Origin of the sequence: Streptomyces rubellus (assembly GCF_036323805.1) — a bacterium.
Classification (GTDB): Bacteria; Actinomycetota; Actinomycetes; order Streptomycetales; family Streptomycetaceae; genus Streptomyces.
Genome location: NZ_JAZDCX010000010.1, coordinates 131,623 through 148,276, shown reverse-complemented (window position 1 = coordinate 148,276; position 16,654 = coordinate 131,623). Strand labels below are relative to the sequence as shown.

18 protein-coding genes are annotated in these 16,654 nt (G+C 68.1%); 5 read left to right on the top strand and 13 right to left on the bottom strand.

Features of this window, described 5'->3' with window-relative positions; genetic code table 11:
* Window positions 1–432: 432 nt before the first annotated feature.
* The 7 genes from V1L54_RS14100 to V1L54_RS14070 all read right to left on the bottom strand — a co-directional run bounded on the left by V1L54_RS14100 (window position 433) and on the right by V1L54_RS14070 (window position 6,349).
* Window positions 433–639: a DUF397 domain-containing protein gene (locus tag V1L54_RS14100; RefSeq protein WP_330118329.1), complete on the bottom strand. Its 207-nt coding sequence runs from the start codon at window positions 637–639 to the stop codon at window positions 433–435.
* Window positions 636–1,523: a helix-turn-helix domain-containing protein gene (locus tag V1L54_RS14095; RefSeq protein WP_330118328.1), complete on the bottom strand. Its 888-nt coding sequence runs from the start codon at window positions 1,521–1,523 to the stop codon at window positions 636–638. Before V1L54_RS14095 ends, V1L54_RS14100 begins: the two co-directional genes overlap by 4 nt.
* Before the next feature lie 468 nt (window positions 1,524–1,991).
* Window positions 1,992–2,978, bottom strand: coding sequence for a PASTA domain-containing protein (locus tag V1L54_RS14090; protein ID WP_330118327.1), 987 nt, complete (start codon window positions 2,976–2,978; stop codon window positions 1,992–1,994).
* A gap of 307 nt (window positions 2,979–3,285) precedes the next feature.
* Window positions 3,286–4,155: a hypothetical protein gene (locus V1L54_RS14085; protein ID WP_330118326.1), complete on the bottom strand. Its 870-nt coding sequence runs from the start codon at window positions 4,153–4,155 to the stop codon at window positions 3,286–3,288.
* A gap of 63 nt (window positions 4,156–4,218) precedes the next feature.
* On the bottom strand, window positions 4,219–4,914 hold the full coding sequence (locus V1L54_RS14080; protein ID WP_330118325.1) for a contact-dependent growth inhibition system immunity protein: 696 nt from the start codon (window positions 4,912–4,914) through the stop codon (window positions 4,219–4,221).
* Window positions 4,915–4,965: 51 nt separating this feature from the next.
* A complete protein-coding gene (locus V1L54_RS14075) occupies window positions 4,966–5,490 on the bottom strand; it encodes a hypothetical protein (protein WP_330118324.1) in 525 nt (174 codons plus the stop codon).
* Window positions 5,471–6,349 carry a hypothetical protein gene (locus V1L54_RS14070; protein WP_330118323.1) on the bottom strand — a complete coding sequence of 293 codons (879 nt, stop codon included), beginning with the start codon at window positions 6,347–6,349 and terminating at the stop codon, window positions 5,471–5,473. The genes V1L54_RS14075 and V1L54_RS14070 overlap by 20 nt, the downstream gene beginning before the upstream one ends.
* 167 nt (window positions 6,350–6,516) lie before the next feature.
* Between V1L54_RS14070 and V1L54_RS14065 the strand changes: the two genes are divergently transcribed.
* The gene (locus tag V1L54_RS14065) at window positions 6,517–6,894 is read left to right on the top strand and encodes a helix-turn-helix domain-containing protein (RefSeq protein ID WP_330118322.1); all 378 of its coding nucleotides are present in this window, start codon (window positions 6,517–6,519) and stop codon (window positions 6,892–6,894) included.
* A 22-nt stretch (window positions 6,895–6,916) separates the two neighbouring features.
* Window positions 6,917–7,102 (top strand): VapC50 family PIN domain-containing toxin, encoded by a 186-nt coding sequence (locus V1L54_RS14060; RefSeq protein ID WP_330118321.1) that lies wholly within the window; start codon window positions 6,917–6,919, stop codon window positions 7,100–7,102.
* 173 nt (window positions 7,103–7,275) lie between these two features.
* Here the strand turns inward: V1L54_RS14060 and V1L54_RS14055 are convergent, their stop codons facing one another.
* Window positions 7,276–8,457 (bottom strand): hypothetical protein, encoded by a 1,182-nt coding sequence (locus V1L54_RS14055; RefSeq protein ID WP_330118320.1) that lies wholly within the window; start codon window positions 8,455–8,457, stop codon window positions 7,276–7,278.
* Between the two features lie 194 nt (window positions 8,458–8,651).
* Between V1L54_RS14055 and V1L54_RS14050 the strand changes: the two genes are divergently transcribed.
* Window positions 8,652–9,404, top strand: coding sequence for a class I SAM-dependent DNA methyltransferase (locus V1L54_RS14050; protein ID WP_330118319.1), 753 nt, complete (start codon window positions 8,652–8,654; stop codon window positions 9,402–9,404).
* A 64-nt stretch (window positions 9,405–9,468) separates the two neighbouring features.
* On the opposite strand, the gene V1L54_RS14045 is transcribed toward V1L54_RS14050, so the two are convergent.
* Entirely contained in the window at window positions 9,469–9,933 is a 465-nt protein-coding gene (locus V1L54_RS14045; RefSeq protein WP_330118318.1) for a hypothetical protein, read from the bottom strand.
* 405 nt (window positions 9,934–10,338) lie between these two features.
* Here V1L54_RS14045 and V1L54_RS14040 point away from each other — a divergent pair, with 405 nt between their 5' ends.
* A complete protein-coding gene (locus V1L54_RS14040) occupies window positions 10,339–11,217 on the top strand; it encodes a hypothetical protein (RefSeq protein ID WP_330118317.1) in 879 nt (292 codons plus the stop codon).
* Window positions 11,218–11,243: 26 nt separating this feature from the next.
* The gene (locus V1L54_RS14035) at window positions 11,244–11,978 is read left to right on the top strand and encodes a hypothetical protein (RefSeq protein ID WP_330118316.1); all 735 of its coding nucleotides are present in this window, start codon (window positions 11,244–11,246) and stop codon (window positions 11,976–11,978) included.
* 121 nt (window positions 11,979–12,099) lie between these two features.
* On the opposite strand, the gene tuf is transcribed toward V1L54_RS14035, so the two are convergent.
* The 4 genes from tuf to rpsL form a co-directional block, all read right to left on the bottom strand.
* Window positions 12,100–13,293: an elongation factor Tu gene (tuf, locus tag V1L54_RS14030; RefSeq protein ID WP_330118315.1), complete on the bottom strand. Its 1,194-nt coding sequence runs from the start codon at window positions 13,291–13,293 to the stop codon at window positions 12,100–12,102.
* 228 nt (window positions 13,294–13,521) lie between these two features.
* Entirely contained in the window at window positions 13,522–15,642 is a 2,121-nt protein-coding gene (fusA, locus tag V1L54_RS14025; protein ID WP_330118314.1) for an elongation factor G, read from the bottom strand.
* Window positions 15,643–15,681: 39 nt separating this feature from the next.
* Complete coding sequence (gene rpsG / locus V1L54_RS14020) at window positions 15,682–16,152, bottom strand: 30S ribosomal protein S7 (protein ID WP_330118313.1); 471 nt, start codon at window positions 16,150–16,152, stop codon at window positions 15,682–15,684.
* Between the two features lie 3 nt (window positions 16,153–16,155).
* A complete protein-coding gene (gene rpsL, locus V1L54_RS14015; protein ID WP_003948652.1) occupies window positions 16,156–16,527 on the bottom strand; it encodes a 30S ribosomal protein S12 in 372 nt (123 codons plus the stop codon).
* Window positions 16,528–16,654: the final 127 nt, after the last annotated feature.

Below are 16,654 nucleotides of genomic sequence, written 5' to 3'. Positions count from 1 at the left end.
CCTGATGAGGGGCGACGAATACGTTGGGACTCGCTTCCGGTCCTCCCGGCGGGAGGCGCGCAGCATCGGCGCTCAACCGAGCAACTTGGACAGTGTGCCACAAGGCCCAGGCGGGCCGCCAATCGAGACCTATCACGTTACCCCGCGCGAGGACGTCCGAACCCCCGTCGTCGATCATCGGATCGTCGCCCCGCACCGCACCATGGGTGACCGTTACGTCACCCGTGGTCGCGGCAAAGGTGCCGCGCTCAACCGCTCGGTGCCCTGGGCGTGGCGGCGGCCCGGTTCGGCCCGGCGGACAACCGCCGGGGGCAAGGGCCGACTTCCACGGCGGTCTGTTCAGCCGCCCCAACGGATTCTTCCGACCAACCGCACGGCAGCGTGCCCCCATATCCGGTCAGAGCCGGGCATGAGGGCACAGGCGGTTCGCGGTCAGCGACCGGCGGTGTACGCCACGAAGCCGCTCCACGCCTCCGGAGCGAACGCGAGCCGCGGGCCCCGCGCGTCCTTGGAGTCGCGGACGTGGACGGTGCCGGGGGTGGCCGCGACCTCGACGCAGGCCGGCCCGTCATTGCTGCTGTGGCTGCTCTTGACCCACTCCAGCGCGGAACCGTCTCCGGCAGAGAGCTTGAGCGTCATGTCATCTCTCCCAGCAGTCTCTTGATGAAGGCCATCGACTCACACGGCGTGAGGGCCTGGGCTCGGATGATCCCATACCGCATCTCCAGCGTCTGGACTTCCTTGGCGTCGGAGACCAGGCGGTGGGAGAGCTGAGCCTCCCAGTGCCCCAGTGTCGTGCCGTTGCCGAGTTTCAGCAGTTGGAGCTGACCACCCATTCCGGCGTGGTCCTCGCGGTCCGTCGGCATCACCTGGATGTCGACGTGCCGCAGTTGTCCGACTTCCAGCAGGTGTTCGAGCTGGCGCCGCAGCACCATTCTGCCTCCGAGCGGGCGCCGGAGGGTCACCTCTTCCAGGACAAAGGACAGCATGGGCGTGGGCTTCCGCGTGAAGATCTCCTGCCTGGCCATTCGGGCGGCCACCTGCCGTTCGACCTCTTCCTCGCTGCACACCGGGCGTCGCATCTCGAACAGGGCCTTGGTGTACTCCTCCGTCTGCAACAGGCCGTCGATGTTGTGGTCGTTGTACGACCCCAGCTCGACGGCCTCCGCCTCCAGCTTGGCCAGGTCGCGGACCTTCTTCGGGTACCGGGCCCGGGCCACGTCCTTCTTCATCGCCGCGAGCTTGCCGCCCGCCCCCAGCACCTTGTCCGACTTCTCCAGGAACTCCGGGTGCGCCAGCCGTTTGCCGCGCTCCACCGACGAGACCATGCTCAGGCTGTAGCCGATCGCCACCCCCAGCTCCGCCTGCGTCAGATCCGTCGACTCCCGCCACACCTTCACCTGACGCCCGGCCGCCTCCGCGATCGGCCAGTACTCGTCATCCGGATCCGTCTCCCACCGGGCATCGTCCGCACCGTCCGTCGTGTGCTCCGCGCGCCCCGCACCGTCGCCGTTCACACTCATGCGTAAATCAGCCTCCCGCGTGTCGTGTGTCCTTGCCCAACGGCGCCCGCTTCCGGACCGTCACGCCGTACAGGCCGCACAGACACCGGCCCTGATTCGACAACCGCCCCTGCGCCCGCGAGCCGCCACCGATCAGATTAGGCATGGAAAAGCCGCACTCCATGCCAGAAGTCAGGAAATCACTCGAATAGTAAATTCCGCTTCTGTAGCCCGAGTTCGCGGTGCCGCTCCCCCGGCACCGGATGCCTTCGGCGCGCTCGGCGTCGACCCACCGGACGACGCAGCGAACAGACGGCGCGGCCAGATGAAGTCCCCGTCGGCGGCCTCCTACAGGACCTTGCCGATCCCAGACGAAACGGGCTCGGCGGCCCCCGCAGGAGGCCACCGAACCCGTCTTCCGGTTCGCTCTATAACTGAGGTGTGAAACCGGCTCCCCTCGGCAGAGGCCGAGTCAGATCAGAGGCACGCTCACGAGTAGTTCCAGCGCTGTCCGTCGCCGCGGACCTTGCAGTAGATGACCCGGCCGTTGGCGTCGTGTGTCCGCATGCCGACGTGCCTGTTGGCGCAGAACTGACCGGCCCGGTAGCAGTTGCCCGCCGGGGAGGTCAGCTCGCACTGGCCGTTCCACTCGGCGGAACCGCCCGCGCCGCCGGTGGAGCCGCCGGAGCCGCTGTCCCGCTCCGAGGAGGACGGCGGGGGCGGCGGGGTGTAGCCGGGATCGTTCTTCCTGTCCTGGTAGGTGCCCTTCTTCGACGGGCACGAGCCGCCTTCGACCAGGGTCAGCGTCGCCTCGGCGCCGGGCTTGACGTCCGCGCCGGCCTTGAGTGACTGGAAGCAGACCTTGTACCCGTCCGCGTCGCTCTCCACCTCGGCCTGGGTCAAGGACACGTCCTTGTACGCCGAGTCGGCGCTGATCCTTCCTTCGTCCAGGCCCGCCTCGGTCAGCGCCTTGACGGCCTCGGCGTAGGTCTTCCCGGTGACACCGGGAGCCTTGGGCCACGCGAGCGGGCCGCCGTCCTTCTTCGGGCAGAGGGCGCCTTCCTCGACGGCTCCGTAGTCGACGGTGCCGTATCCGATGCCCTCGAAACACACCTTCCAGTTCTCGGAAGGCTCGGCGCCGCCCTTGTTGGCGCTGTGGACGGAGACGGTGTACCCGGCGCCCTCGGCGGCCTTCCGGGCGTCCTTGAGGGTCACTCCCTTCTGGGAGGAGATCCGCTCCGGCTTCGCCGTCACGGTGGCGGTGGCGGTGGCGGTCTCCGCCGGCTCCGCCCCGGCACCACTGCCCGAGCAGGCCCCGAGCAGGAAGACGCCGAGCACCCCGAGGGCGGCGAACCTCCCGCGGATCGCGGCACGGCCCCCCGTCTGCTCTCCCCCACCCGAGCGCTTCCCGGCCGTCGGCTGCCCGTGCACCCGCCGTCTGCGCGATATGTCGCCCTCGGCCTGTATGTCAGTCATCCCGCCCCCCTGGCAGTGCTGTTCGTGCGGCGAACCCTAACCGAACGCAACCTTCCGGTGCCGGACAGTTCACAGAACGCTGGTCCGCCTCGGCGACCACCGGGCTCGCATGCCTGGCAGAGCGGGACCGGCCGGGCCGCCGCGAGGCGGCGTCAGAGGGCTCAGCGGTGAAGGTGCGCAGATGACGGGAGAGAACTCGTCGGCGACCGAGGCGACAGCAGGCGGGGCGAGAGGGCCACAGTCACCGCCCGCCGCCGGAACGCCTACCGGTGGCCCCCACGGCGGACCGCCCGTCCGGGGCCCACGCTCAGAGTCCTTCCCAGGACAGCCGGACCGGACGCCGGTGCCACCACCAGCCCTTGTCCGCCAGTGCGATGCGTGAGATGCCGAGTGCCGCGCTCAGGGCCTGCCCGCCGTCGTCCCGTGTGGCATCCCGGAAACGCTCGTCCACCCGCTCCGCCGAACACCGGAGGAGGTCGCCGAGCTCCTGCGGCAGGGCGGGAAGCATCCCACCGATCTCGTCCCGTATCTCCAGGTCCTCGGCGTACGTGTCCGCCGGGTAGCGTCCACGGGGCGGCCAGTCGCTCTCTACGCGGTACACGCTCTTCTCCCACGCACCCAGGCTGTCCATGGCGCACCAGAGGGCGTCGCCGGTCCCCGGGCACGCCTCCGCGGAGGCGGAGAATTCGCCGGAGACCGGCGTCGGGTCGGGTTGCTCCCTGATGACCTCCCGGATCAGTTCGACCCGGACATCGGGCAGGTGGGGAACGGGGTCCTCCACCGCGTCGATGGTGTAGACGGGCTCCTCGTCGTCCGACTCGTACAGCCTGGCGCGGGTGACGAGGCCTTCCGGCGTCACCAGCCAATAGGCGCTGGGCCGCACCCCGTCGGCCGGATAGAGCACCACGCGCCACAGCCTCCCGGCCAGTCGCCGGGCCACCTCCGCCCCACTGGGCCGCTCGGCCACCTGCTTCTGGACGTAGACGTCCAGGAACCACGAGATATGACCCCGAAGCGCCGAACGATCGCAGTGGACGAGAGCGTTCCAGTTCCGTCCCTCCGGATCGTCTCCCTCATCGACCACCTCGACTTCTTCCGGGGCCGCCCGGAAGATCTCGGCGAGGGCGGTCACGAGGCGATCGGCGTCCAGCTCCCCCACGGCGGAGAGAAGGCACATCGCTTGTGTCTCCCCTTTGATTCCAGGAGATCCCACTTCGGCACAGAAGCCGCAGGGGCTGCTTCAGCATTCGCCGTCATTCTTGATGATGTCCGCCAAGTCCGTCATCCACCTGCGCAACCTCACCCCCCTCGGGGGATAGACCTGCATTCCCACGGCCAGCACGGCGTCCTCGAGCCTCTCTTTGTCCTCGACCATTCTCAGCAGAGTCAGCCCCTCCTTTGCCGCACGGCGGCGGTCCTCAGCAGGTGTACCGGAAATGTAGTCGTCAACCGCCTCCCGATGGGAGGCATATATGTTCAGCGAGTCCTGATGGAAGTAGGCGCCGAGCAGATGGGAAATCTCGGGAGAGCGCTCCCTCCACTCCTCCGGCTTCTGCGGTGGGACAACAGGCCGCTCCAAGTCTCCTTCAAGAAAGGAGACAAGGTGCTTGCGGATGATCCAGAAACTTTCTTCGACGCTCCTTCCACCCGTGGGACTGACTTGCGGCATCAGCGCCACTTCATCCCTGATCTCGGCCGAGAAGAGGTCGACCGAGAGGAGGTCGTCGATCTGCCGGAGTGCTTTCGCAGCGCTTTCCGGGTTCTGTGCAGCTTCCCCGAGATGGGACTCCAGCGCCGGTCCCGGCCACTCAGAAGTGTCAGTGAACACACAGTCCACCGCAGCGTATGCGGCGAGGATCTTCTGGACCTCGGAGAAACGGAACCCCGGCACCGGGAAGCAGTCCATCGCTTTGCCCCAGACATGCAAGAGCCCCACCAGTGCCCCTGGAAGGCGCCGAGGCGGACACGTGAGACTTTCTCTGCGGCATCACACGAAGGGGGCAGGGGGTTGACTACGCACGGCCCGTGCGATGCTGTCGTATTCGCCGAATCGCGGAACATCCTCCCAGAAGTCGTCGAGCGTCCCGTCCGGCGCCAGCTGAAGTTCCTGCATGTAGCACTCGTCGTTCTTCTCGTCCCGGACAATACGCAGCCCACTTCCGTCTTCGTTGTAGCTGTCGATCTCGACCCGTGACGCCTGGTTCTCGCGGAGGAAGACTCCATCCTTTTCATAGGTGCACGCGGTAACCCCCTCCAGGAACATTCTCTCCTCACGCCGGCCAAAAGTGTAGGTGATCTCGATACGCCCATCGGAGTCGTAGAAGTAGACACGGGTACACCCGACTTCCAATCGAATCTCGACAGCCCTCCGCGCAGGAGAGTCGCTGACCGGGCGAGACACCGCGGTGTACAATTTCCCTGCTATGTGCCGCGCGTACGCCTCCTCCTCGGTCAGGACATTGATGGGTTTACTGAAGCGGTCGTTCCAACGCTCACAGTAAATAATGCTCACACGTCCTCCCGCACGTATACATCTTGCCACTGACGTCTCTGATCGTGATACGAAGGCCCTGTGCGTGCTCGATGACTTCTTGAGGGATCGGGTTCTTCCGCGCAGGGACCTCCAGGATCATGGCCCCGCGGAGCTTCTCTCCGTAAATTTCCGGATACTTTCCGCTCCGTATCACCTCGCCAGGCTTGTACTTGTCGGCAAGTTCGTTGAGGTAGTCCTTGGCGCTCTTGGTCTGGATTTCCGAAAGCTGCGTGTACTTGCGCGAGGCTATCTCCTTTCCGCGTACATAGGAGTCCACCTGCTTCCCGCTCTTGAGGTGTACTTCGTTGTGGGTGTAGCGCGGGTGGTTGTCCGTGTTGAACCGGTTGCCCGCGAGGAATCTCTTCCTGACCTCTTCCGGTATGTCCCGCCAGGCGACGTTCAGACCGCTGTCCAGGCCCGAGCCCGGCATCGCCCCCGGTGGGAAACCGCCGGGGAAGGCCGGGCTCGGCCGCGTCACCGGCCCGAGTCGGATGTGGTTGAGGGCGCTGTAGATGCCGTCCGCGTCGTTGATCGCCTTGGCGCTGCTTCCGGCACCACCGAGCCCGGCGCCGAACATGGTGCCGTACATCCCGGCCTCGCGGGCCTGGGCGAGGTTCAGGCCGTCCTGGAGGCCGGCGTGGATGCGCATGGGCTGGGCGACCGCGAGGTCGACGGCGACGGTCTCGATGCCACCGAAGGCGGCGCCGACCAGGGTGGTGGCCGCGATCCGGGCGGTGGTGGTGGAGACCGCCGCCCTCAGGGAGGCGGCCGTCTGCGTGATCGTCGCTGCGGTGGCCGCCGCTCCCGGCCGCACCACCACCCACCGAGACCGCGCCACCGCGCCCGCGTCCCGTACCACTCCAGAACTGCGACGGCTGTGACCGCGCCTTCCGCTCCCCCACCCCCGGCCTCTGCCGCGGCTGCCGCACAGAACAGGCCGCCCCTCCCTAACTCCTGGCGGCATGAGGAGCACGGTCAGGCCATGCGTCTCCTGCTGCTGCCTCGGTGGCGGACGCAGCGGGGAGCAACGGGGAAGGCCCCCAAATCCGTGCCCTGACCGCTCGCAAGGAGCCACACACGAACAAGCCGGACGACCGGACCGTCCGCCTGCCGCTGGAGAATGCGGAACCAGTCGGCCACAGCCCTTCATCCATCCCCCAGAACGCGGAACTCACCGCTGAGCAGGCAGCCGACCTGCTCAACGTCTCCCTCTCCTTTCTCGTCGGGCTGCTGGAGGCGGGAGACATCGGGTACCACGAGGTCGGCGGAGACCGGAGGATCACGGCCTCCTCGCTGCTGGAGTACAAGCGGCGGGACGACGAACGCCGTCGCCGAGCGGCAGAGGGGCTGACCGAGCTGGGCCAGGAGATGGGACTGCTCTGACACCGTTCTGTCGCCGTGGGACGTGGAAGCCAAGCACCCCGACGCGTTCATCGAGGACCAGACCGGACTGGATCCGGCCACCGTGTATGCGCTGGTGCGCCAGATCGCGGACGGCTGGAAGAAACCGCCGGGGACCGTGCAGGACGTGCTCGGCTCACTGGAACGGGATGGCATGGTCGCCTCGGTGGCAGCCCTGCGAGCGCTCTGACCGCGTAAGGCGGCCCTCACTCCCGGCGGGGGTCGCCTACGCGGCCGGGTCGGTACGGGCACGGCCCGCACGCGGCGAGCGGCTCTGCCCACGGAGCCCGGCACGGCGTCAGTCGTACACGTGGCGGATGGTGAAGTCGGCGTCCCGCCCCGGCGCGCCCGCGTGCGCGCGGCTCAGCCGCGCCCCCCGGCCAGCCCGCGGCGCAGCCGGCGCACCCCGCGGCGGTGGACGACGCGCAGCAGGTCCCGGGTGGGGACCTTGCGGACCGGGAAGTCGTCGATGGCGCCCGGCTCCGGCTGCCGGTACCGGGCGAAGGCCGCGCCCGCGGCGAGGCCGCCCAGTACGGCCTCCACCGCCGCGTCGACGGGTGCCGCCTCCGGCGCCACGGGGCCGGTGGGGCCGCCCGGCGGCGGGGTCAGGGCCGACAGGTCGCCCAGGACCCGGACCCCGAGTTTGGCGATGGCCTCGGCCATCTCCCCGGCCACCTCCGCCGCCGCCTGCTGGGCCCAGGCCGGGGTGGCGATGCGCGGCTCGTCGCGGGACGGCCGGTAGGCCTGCAGCTGCGGGACGATCCCCTCGCGCACCACCTTCTGGCGCGGCGCGTCGAGCACCGGGTCCTCGGCGAGCCTGCGGTTGAGCCGCAGCAGCAGCTCGGCCTGGGCCGCCGTCAGGGAGCGGTTGACGCCGTCCTCCTCCGGCACGAGCAGCCCGTCGGGCAGGCCGAGCATCCCCTCGAAGGTGCGGAAGATCCGCCGCGGCGCGGTCTCGTCCGTGACGACGACGGTGACATCGTCCGGCCCGGCGGCGTCCATCCACCGCACCAGCAGGGCGTCATGGCGGTGCCGGTGCCAGAACTCGGGCGTGGAGCACCGCTCGGGGCGGCGCAGCACTCCGTCGAGCCACTGCTCGTAGGAGTCGCGCAGGCCGTGCTTGACGTACTGCTGCCAGTGCGAGGGGAGGATCTTCAGCAGGGGCCGCAGGGTCACCACGACGTGTACGTCCCTCCGGCCGCCGGGTGTTCCGCCGGGGCCCGCGCCGAGTCCGCGCACCGCCTCCCGGGCCGCGGCGGCATCGGCGTCGCAGAAGAACTCACTGCTGACGACCACCCTGCTGCCGCCCGCCGCGGCGGCCTCCCGGCACAGTTCCTCCCAGGGCTCCCGCGGGCCGGTGGGGGAGGTGAGCGCGACGGCCGGCCGCTTGGCCTGGCGGTCCCGTCCCGCGTAGACGACGCCGTGCGCGGCCAGCGTCTCGCGGGCCCGGTGGAAGGCGCCCTGGAGCGCGGTCGTCCCCGTCTTGTACGGCCCGATGTGCAGCAGCCGCGTCCCCGGCGCGACGGTGAACCGCTCCTCGGTCATGTCCGTTCCCTCCACTCCTCGGCGCCCGGGCCCGGGTCTGCCCGGACGCTAGGGGGGCCCGGTGAGCACGAGATGAGAGGCCGGTGAGGGGAGTGTGAGGAATGGTGCGGTGGTGCAACCGGCCGCCGCCTTCCCGCGTACCGCAGCGGAAAAACCGGAGGCGTCGCGTGAGCGCCCCGCAGTACCGTCGCGGCATGGCTGACGACGAGGACGGCTACTTCGGGGAAAGCGTCGCGGCGACGTACGACGAGTCGACGGCGGGGATGTCCACGCCGGAGGCCCTGGAACCGATGGTCGGTTTCCTGGCGGAACTGGCCGGCCGCGGCGAGGGCGGCCGGGCCCTGGAGCTGGGCGTCGGTACGGGGCGCGTCGCGCTGCCGCTGGCGCGGCGCGGGGTGCCGGTCCACGGCATCGACCTGTCCCGGGCGATGGTCGCCCGGCTGCGCGCCAAACCGGGCGGCGACGGGATCGGCGCGACCATCGGCGACTTCGCGACGACGCGGGTGGCCGGGACGTTCTCCCTCGCGTACCTGGTCTTCAACACCATCGGCAACCTGACGACGCAGGACGCGCAGGTGGACTGCTTCCGCAACGCCGCCGCGCATCTGGAGCCCGGCGGCTGCTTCGTCGTCGAGGTCGGCGTCCCCGACCTGCGCAGGCTCCCGCCGGGGCAGAGCGTCGTGCCGTTCCGGATCAGCCCCACCGGGTGGGCGTACGACCTCTACGACCCCGCCACCCAGGCGATGAGCTCGAACTACGTCGAGGTGGTCGACGGGCGCGGCTCGTTCCGGTCGATCCCCTTCCGGTACGTGTGGCCGGCGGAGCTGGACCTGATGGCGCGGCTGGCCGGTATGCGGCTGCGCGAGCGGTGGGCGGACTGGACGCGGGAGCCGTTCACCGGTGAGAGCGGCAAGCACGTCTCGGTGTGGGAGAAGCCCGCCGGCTGACCGGCGCCGGAACGGTCGCGCCCGGTCCGGGCCCGTACGCACGGGCCCGGACCGGGCGGCGTGCTCACTTCAGCAGGTGCTTGCAGCCGGTGACGTCCCGCCCGTCGTTGTTGTCGTCGACCTGCTCGCCGTCCACCTCGATGGTGCACGGCACGGGCTTGAGCTGTCCGTCCGGGCCCTGCACCGAACCGGGCAGGACGGACACCAGGACGCCGACCTTCTGCTCCGCGGGCGTCAGGGAGACCTCGGCCGTCTTGCTCCACGGCAGGGTGACCTGCTCGGTGGCGTTGCTGCCCGCGACATAGGCGATCTGCGTCTTTCCGGTGCCCTGGACCTCCAGGGTGACCTCGCGCGTCACCTCGCCGCCCTTGGCGCCGTCCTTCTCGCCACCGTCCTCCCCGCCGGGTTGTTCGCTCTGCCCGGCCGAGGGGGTGTCCTTCTTCCCGGCGTCTTCGTCCCCGCCGCAGCCCGCCAGCAGCAGTACGGTCGCCACGGCCAGGGCGGACCCGGTAATGACGGTCCTGCGCATGCTCGTCCCCCTCGTGAGTCCCGTGGGCCCGGATGCCCGTCGCCCCGGACCGCTCCGGTGATCCTAGTCAGCCGCTCCCCCACCGGGCCGTGGCGGTACGCGATCCGCCACCTCGCCGACTCCAGGGCCGTCTGGCGCCTCCGGCGCGACCGCAAGGTCGACGACCTCCGGGGCACGAGCTCTGCGAAGGGGCGATCGGTTCGCGCACAGTGCGTGCAGACCTCCGGCACAGTCTCGCCGGTATGGATACCGGCGGGCCGACGACAGTTTGCCGTTCAGGGTCGGCCGAATTCCACTGGCATATTCCTGCACAATTGCGCAGGCTGCCGACAGCGGCGAAGCTACTTGCGCACGATTCGAAGCTTTGCTTTTTTCTGACCTCGCCACGGTATACGGTCATCATCGATGACGGTACGTCAAGGGAAGCAACGGGGGGCGGGGATGGAAGGCGGCATTCGCCACCAGGCGGAACGGGTCGCGCTGGTCGTGGTGGCCACGATCGGCATCGTGGCCGTACCAGCCGATCTCCTCGGGTGGCTCGACAAACTGGCTCCCGACGGCACGATTCCGGGGATCACATTGATCATTCTCAGCACGATCACCCTGTCCCTCTTCCTGGAGCTCGATCGCCTGAAGGAACTCGACACCATAAAGGCACAGCTCGCCAAGATCGATATCGACATCATCGCGGACGAGCTCAGACAGGATCACTACGGCGGTGTGACTCAGGTGCACCGGCGCTTTCCGGAAAACGAGTTCGCCCGCTTTCTGGGCGGCGTCAACCGACAGGTGACCATTCTGCAGACCTGGATTCCCGATCTGGAGGAGTTCGACGCGGAGCTGCGGAAGGCGCTCGTCGAGCGGCGCGCCGAACTGCGTTTCCTCCTGCTGCACCCCTCGTCGCCCGTGGCACGACTGCGTGACGAGGCACTGCGCTCCCTCCGGGACCCGGCACGCGAGGAGAACGTGAGGGCAAGTGTCGAGCGATGCCTGTCCATCCTCGGGGACCTCTACCACGGCATCGGGGAGGACGACCGGGGTCGGCTCCGGGTGCGGGTGTACAACTCCCTGCCGTCGGTCGCCGTGTACAAGGTGGACGAGTGCTACCTGGTCAGCTGGTTCCTGCATGGTCGGCTCGCCATCAACTCCGCCCAACTCGAGGTCCACGGAAGCGACACCGCAATGGGCGAGAAGGTCCAGCAGGAGCTGGACACCCTGTGGCGGATCGGCCGTGACGTGGATCTCCGTGACTGGCGTGTATCAATCAGCAACATCAGTCTGTGATCCGGAAGAGGTTAGAGGTTACGGCCATGCGTGAACTGGACGAGTTCGAGGACAAACTGATCGAGCGGTTCAAGGAGCATCCGGTCCTGGCGAACATCGCCGTGCTGCCGGACGAGGACTTCACCGCTCTCCTACTGCAGCGCCGCTTCGTGTCACTCGCCTTCACCCCGTCCTACGATCTGGCGATCGACCTGCTGCGCGACGAGGCGGGGCTGCGGATCGCGCGGGTCATCCTGCGCGAGGAGTACCCGGACGACCAGGGGCGCGAGCCCTCGCACCGCGAGGACATGAAGGAGGACCTGCTCCGGCTCGGAGTGTCCAGGAGGGCGCTGGTCGAGACACGACCGACGGCGGCGACGCGGAGAGCCATCGACGACACCTTCGAGTTGATCACCGACGCGGGCCGTCACGGCAACGCCGACCTTCGGCTGCTGACGATCCTGCGGTTCTGGGGCGAAGTACTGGTCTCCGCCGAGTACGAGCGGCTGTGGGAGCGGATGGGGCCGCTGCTGACCCAGGACGGCGAGAACCGCTCGCGCTTCTACTACCCGCACTACGTCCACGACGCGAAGGCACGTCCACTCGCGAGCGTGTCGCTGCTCTCCTCCACCCACTCCGACCGGCTGGCCACCCGGATGAGCGAACTCCTCGCCCGCGAGGATTCCACCGACTGCTTCAGGGATACGGAGGAACGGGCCTTCCGTCTCAAGACGGACTTCTACGACCAGTTCCTGCCGGCTCTGGAGCGGGCCGGGGGCTGAGGCCCGGCGGCCGGAGGGACGACCCAAGCTACGGAGAGGGCCCGTACGACCGACGTGGTCGTACGGGCCCTCTCACCGGCCGGGGCCGGCGGTGCCGTCTAACGGCGGACGGCGGACCGGGTCACTTGACGATCTTGGTGACCTGGCCGGCGCCCACGGTCCGGCCACCCTCACGGATGGCGAACTTCAGGCCCTCTTCCATGGCGACAGGCTGGATGAGCTGAACCTTCATCTCGGTGTTGTCGCCCGGCATGACCATCTCGGTGCCCTCGGGGAGGGTCACCACACCGGTCACGTCGGTGGTGCGGAAGTAGAACTGCGGGCGGTAGTTGTTGAAGAACGGGGTGTGGCGGCCACCCTCGTCCTTCGACAGGATGTACGCCTGGGCCTCGAACTCCGTGTGCGGGGTGACGGTGCCCGGCTTGATGATGACCTGGCCGCGCTCGACGTCCTCGCGCTTGATGCCGCGGAGCAGCAGACCGACGTTCTCACCGGCCTGACCCTCGTCCAGCAGCTTCCGGAACATCTCGATGCCGGTGACCGTGGTCTTGGTCTTCTCTTCCTTGATGCCGATGATCTCGACTTCCTCGTTCACCTTGAGCACACCGCGCTCGATACGGCCGGTGACGACCGTACCGCGGCCGGTGATGGTGAAGACGTCCTCGATGGGCATCAGGAACGGCTTGTCGATCTCGCGCTCGGGCTCCGGGATCGACTCGTCGACGGCCTTCATCAGCTCGAGGACGGAGTCGGCCCACTTCTGGTCGCCCTCGAGCGCCTTCAGCGCCGAGACGCGGACGACCGGCAGGTCGTCGCCCGGGAACTCGTACTCGGAGAGCAGCTCACGGACCTCGAGCTCGACGAGCTCCATGATCTCCTCGTCGTCCACCATGTCGGACTTGTTCAGCGCGACGACGATGTAGGGGACGCCGACCTGGCGGGCCAGGAGCACGTGCTCCTTGGTCTGCGGCATGGGGCCGTCGGTGGCGGCGACCACGAGGATGGCACCGTCCATCTGGGCGGCACCGGTGATCATGTTCTTGATGTAGTCCGCGTGACCCGGGCAGTCGACGTGGGCGTAGTGACGCGACTCCGTCTGGTACTCGACGTGCGCGATGGAGATGGTGATACCGCGCTGCCGCTCCTCGGGAGCCTTGTCGATGTTCTCGAACGCCGAGACCTCGTTCAGGTCGGGGTAGGCGTCATGCAGCACCTTGGTGATCGCCGCGGTAAGGGTGGTCTTACCGTGGTCGATGTGACCGATGGTGCCGATGTTGACGTGCGGCTTAGTCCGCTCGAACTTCGCCTTCGCCACTGGGGTCCTCCTGTGGACTGGTGCTGTACTCCCCCGCGCTCTGCGGAAGGGGTTCAGGTGGTCGTGCCGAACCGGTCAGGACCCCGAGGGGACGCCCTTGACCGTTTCGATTCTGGGGGCGGGGCCGCCGGGGGCCCCGCCGCCGAACCTACGCGGTCCGGAGGCGGGACGCCCCGAATGCCTTGTTGTGCTCCAGCCTAAAGGGTGGATAGCGACACGAAACGTGCGCTACTCGCCCTTGACCTTCGCGATGATCTCCTCTGCGACGTTCCGGGGAACCTCGGCGTAGGAGTCGAACTGCATCGAGTAGCTCGCGCGACCGGAGGTCTTGCTGCGCAGGTCGCCGACGTAGCCGAACATCTCCGACAGCGGGACCAGGCCCTTGACGAGCTTGGCGCCGGCGCGGTCCTCCATGGCCTGGATCTGGCCACGGCGGGAGTTGATGTCACCGATCACGTCGCCCATGTAGTCCTCGGGCGTGGTCACCTCGACGGCCATCATCGGCTCCAGCAGGGCCGGGCTGGCCTTGCGGGCGGCCTCCTTGAAGGCCATGGAACCGGCGATCTTGAACGCCATCTCGGAGGAGTCGACGTCGTGGTAGGCGCCGTCGAGCAGCGTCACCCGTACGCCGGTGAGCGGGTAGCCCGCCAGCACACCGAACTCCATGGCCTCCTGGCAGCCCGCGTCCACGGAGGGGATGTACTCCTTGGGGATGCGGCCACCGGTCACCTTGTTGACGAACTCGTAGCCGTCGCCCTCCAGGGGCTCGACCGCGATCTGCACCTTCGCGAACTGGCCGGAACCACCAGTCTGCTTCTTGTGCGTGTAGTCGACCCGCTCGACGGCCCGGCGCAGGGTCTCCCGGTAGGCGACCTGCGGCTTGCCGACGTTGGCCTCGACCTTGAACTCGCGCTTCATGCGGTCGACCAGCACGTCGAGGTGCAGTTCGCCCATGCCCGCGATGATGGTCTGGCCGGTCTCCTCGTTCGTCTTCACCTGGAAGGACGGGTCCTCCTCGGCGAGCCGCTGGATGGCGACACCCAGCTTCTCCTGGTCGCCCTTGGACTTCGGCTCGATGGCGACCTCGATCACCGGGGCCGGGAAGTCCATGGACTCCAGGATCACCGGAGCGCCCGCGTCGCAGAGGGTCTCGCCCGTGGTGGTCTGCTTCAGACCCATGACGGCGACGATGTCGCCGGCGCCCACGCTGTCGATCTCCTCACGCTTGTTCGCGTGCATCCGGTAGATCTTGCCGATGCGCTCCTTCTTGCCCTTCACGGAGTTCAGCACCTGGGTGCCCGCGTTCAGGCGGCCCGAGTAGACCCGGATGAAGGTGAGCTTGCCCAGGTGCGGGTCGCTCGCGATCTTGAAGGCCAGCGCGGCGAGCGGCTCCTCCTCGGAGGGCTTGCGCCTGATGACCTCCTCGGCGTCGTTGACCGCCTGGCCCTCGATCGCCTCGATGTCGACCGGGGAGGGCAGGTACCGCACGACCGCGTCGAGCAGGGGCTGGACGCCCTTGTTCTTGAACGCGGTGCCGCAGAACACCGGGGTGACGGTGGTGCCGCCGCCCTTGCCGGAGTCGATGGTGATGCGGCGGATCGCCGCGTACAGCTGCTCCTGGCTGGGCTCCTCGCCCTCCAGGTACAGCTCCATCAGCTCCTCGTCGTTCTCGGCGACGGCCTCCAGGAGCTTGCCGCGCCACTCCTCGGCGGTCTCGGCGAGCTCGGCCGGGATGTCGACGACGTCGTACATCTCGCCCTTGGCGGCCTCGGCCGACCAGACCAGGGCCTTCATGCGGACCAGGTCGATGACGCCCTGGAAGTCCGCCTCGGCACCGATCGGGAGCTGCATCACCAGCGGCTGCGCACCGAGGCGGTCGACGATCATGTCGACGCAGCGGTGGAAGTCCGCACCGGTGCGGTCCAGCTTGTTGACGAAGCAGATGCGCGGGACGCCGTAACGGTCCGCCTGACGCCACACCGTCTCGGACTGGGGCTCGACACCGGCCACCCCGTCGAACACCGTCACCGCGCCGTCGAGCACGCGCAGCGAGCGCTCCACCTCGACGGTGAAGTCGACGTGCCCCGGGGTGTCGATGATGTTGATGGTGTGGTCGACGTTGTCGAGCGGCCAGTGGCAGGTCGTCGCGGCCGACGTGATGGTGATGCCGCGCTCCTGCTCCTGCTCCATCCAGTCCATCGTGGCAGCGCCGTCGTGGACCTCACCGATCTTGTAGCTCACACCGGTGTAGAACAGGATCCGCTCGGTGGTGGTCGTCTTGCCCGCGTCGATGTGGGCCATGATCCCGATGTTGCGGACCCTGGCCAGGTCAAGTGAAGTGGTAGCCATAAGGCTTTCGTCTTCTCTCGGTTCTCGATGGGGAAGCGACTACCAGCGGTAGTGCGCGAAGGCCTTGTTGGACTCGGCCATCTTGTGGGTGTCCTCGCGCTTCTTCACGGCGGCGCCGAGGCCGTTGGAGGCGTCGAGCAGCTCGTTCATCAGACGCTCGGTCATGGTCTTCTCGCGGCGCGCGCGGGCGTAGCCCACGATCCAACGCAGCGCGAGAGTCGAGGAACGGCCGGGGCGGACCTCGACCGGAACCTGGTAGGTGGCGCCGCCGACGCGGCGGGACTTGACCTCGATCGCCGGCTTCACGTTCTCGAGGGCGCGCTTGAGGGTGATGACCGGGTCGTTGCCGGTCTTCTCCCTCAGGCCCTCCATGGCGCCGTAGACGATGCGCTCGGCGGTGGAGCGCTTGCCGTGCAGCAGCACCTTGTTGATCAGGGAGGTCACCAGAGGAGAGCCGTAGACCGGGTCGATGATGACCGGGCGCTTCGGGGCAGGGCCCTTACGAGGCATTGCTTACTTCTCCTTCTTGGCGCCGTAGCGGCTGCGAGCCTGCTTGCGGTTCTTGACGCCCTGGGTGTCGAGGGAACCGCGGATGATCTTGTAGCGAACACCCGGCAGGTCCTTCACACGGCCACCGCGCACGAGCACGATGGAGTGCTCCTGCAGGTTGTGACCCTCACCCGGAATGTAAGCGGTGACCTCGATACCACTGGTCAGACGCACACGTGCGACCTTACGCAGGGCCGAGTTCGGCTTCTTCGGGGTGGTGGTGAAAACACGCGTGCAGACACCGCGGCGCTGGGGAGAACCCTCGAGCGCGGGCGTCTTGTTCTTCTCGACCTTGTCCTGTCGGCCCTTGCGGACCAACTGCTGGATCGTAGGCACCGTTTCTCCGGTTTCTGTGTGCCGTCTCGGTACAACTAACCCGGGCCACTCGCCGACCCACGCGGTCGGGCGTGTCGAAGACTGCACACTCCCGTCGACACAGGGCCATCCGGGGGAGAAGCATGCA

Bases quoted from the DNA above. Each gene is read 5' to 3' on its own strand.
- V1L54_RS14100 (WP_330118329.1), bottom strand. From the start codon at position 639: ATGACGCTCAAGCTCTCTGCCGGAGACGGTTCCGCGCTGGAGTGGGTC.
- V1L54_RS14095 (WP_330118328.1), bottom strand. From the start codon at position 1,523: ATGAGTGTGAACGGCGACGGTGCGGGGCGCGCGGAGCACACGACGGAC.
- V1L54_RS14090 (WP_330118327.1), bottom strand. From the start codon at position 2,978: ATGACTGACATACAGGCCGAGGGCGACATATCGCGCAGACGGCGGGTG.
- V1L54_RS14085 (WP_330118326.1), bottom strand. From the start codon at position 4,155: ATGTGCCTTCTCTCCGCCGTGGGGGAGCTGGACGCCGATCGCCTCGTG.
- V1L54_RS14055 (WP_330118320.1), bottom strand. From the start codon at position 8,457: ATGACCGAGGAGCGGTTCACCGTCGCGCCGGGGACGCGGCTGCTGCAC.
- V1L54_RS14050 (WP_330118319.1), top strand. From the start codon at position 8,652: ATGGCTGACGACGAGGACGGCTACTTCGGGGAAAGCGTCGCGGCGACG.
- V1L54_RS14045 (WP_330118318.1), bottom strand. From the start codon at position 9,933: ATGCGCAGGACCGTCATTACCGGGTCCGCCCTGGCCGTGGCGACCGTA.
- V1L54_RS14040 (WP_330118317.1), top strand. From the start codon at position 10,339: ATGACGGTACGTCAAGGGAAGCAACGGGGGGCGGGGATGGAAGGCGGC.
- V1L54_RS14035 (WP_330118316.1), top strand. From the start codon at position 11,244: ATGCGTGAACTGGACGAGTTCGAGGACAAACTGATCGAGCGGTTCAAG.
- fusA (WP_330118314.1), bottom strand. From the start codon at position 15,642: ATGGCTACCACTTCACTTGACCTGGCCAGGGTCCGCAACATCGGGATC.
- rpsG (WP_330118313.1), bottom strand. From the start codon at position 16,152: ATGCCTCGTAAGGGCCCTGCCCCGAAGCGCCCGGTCATCATCGACCCG.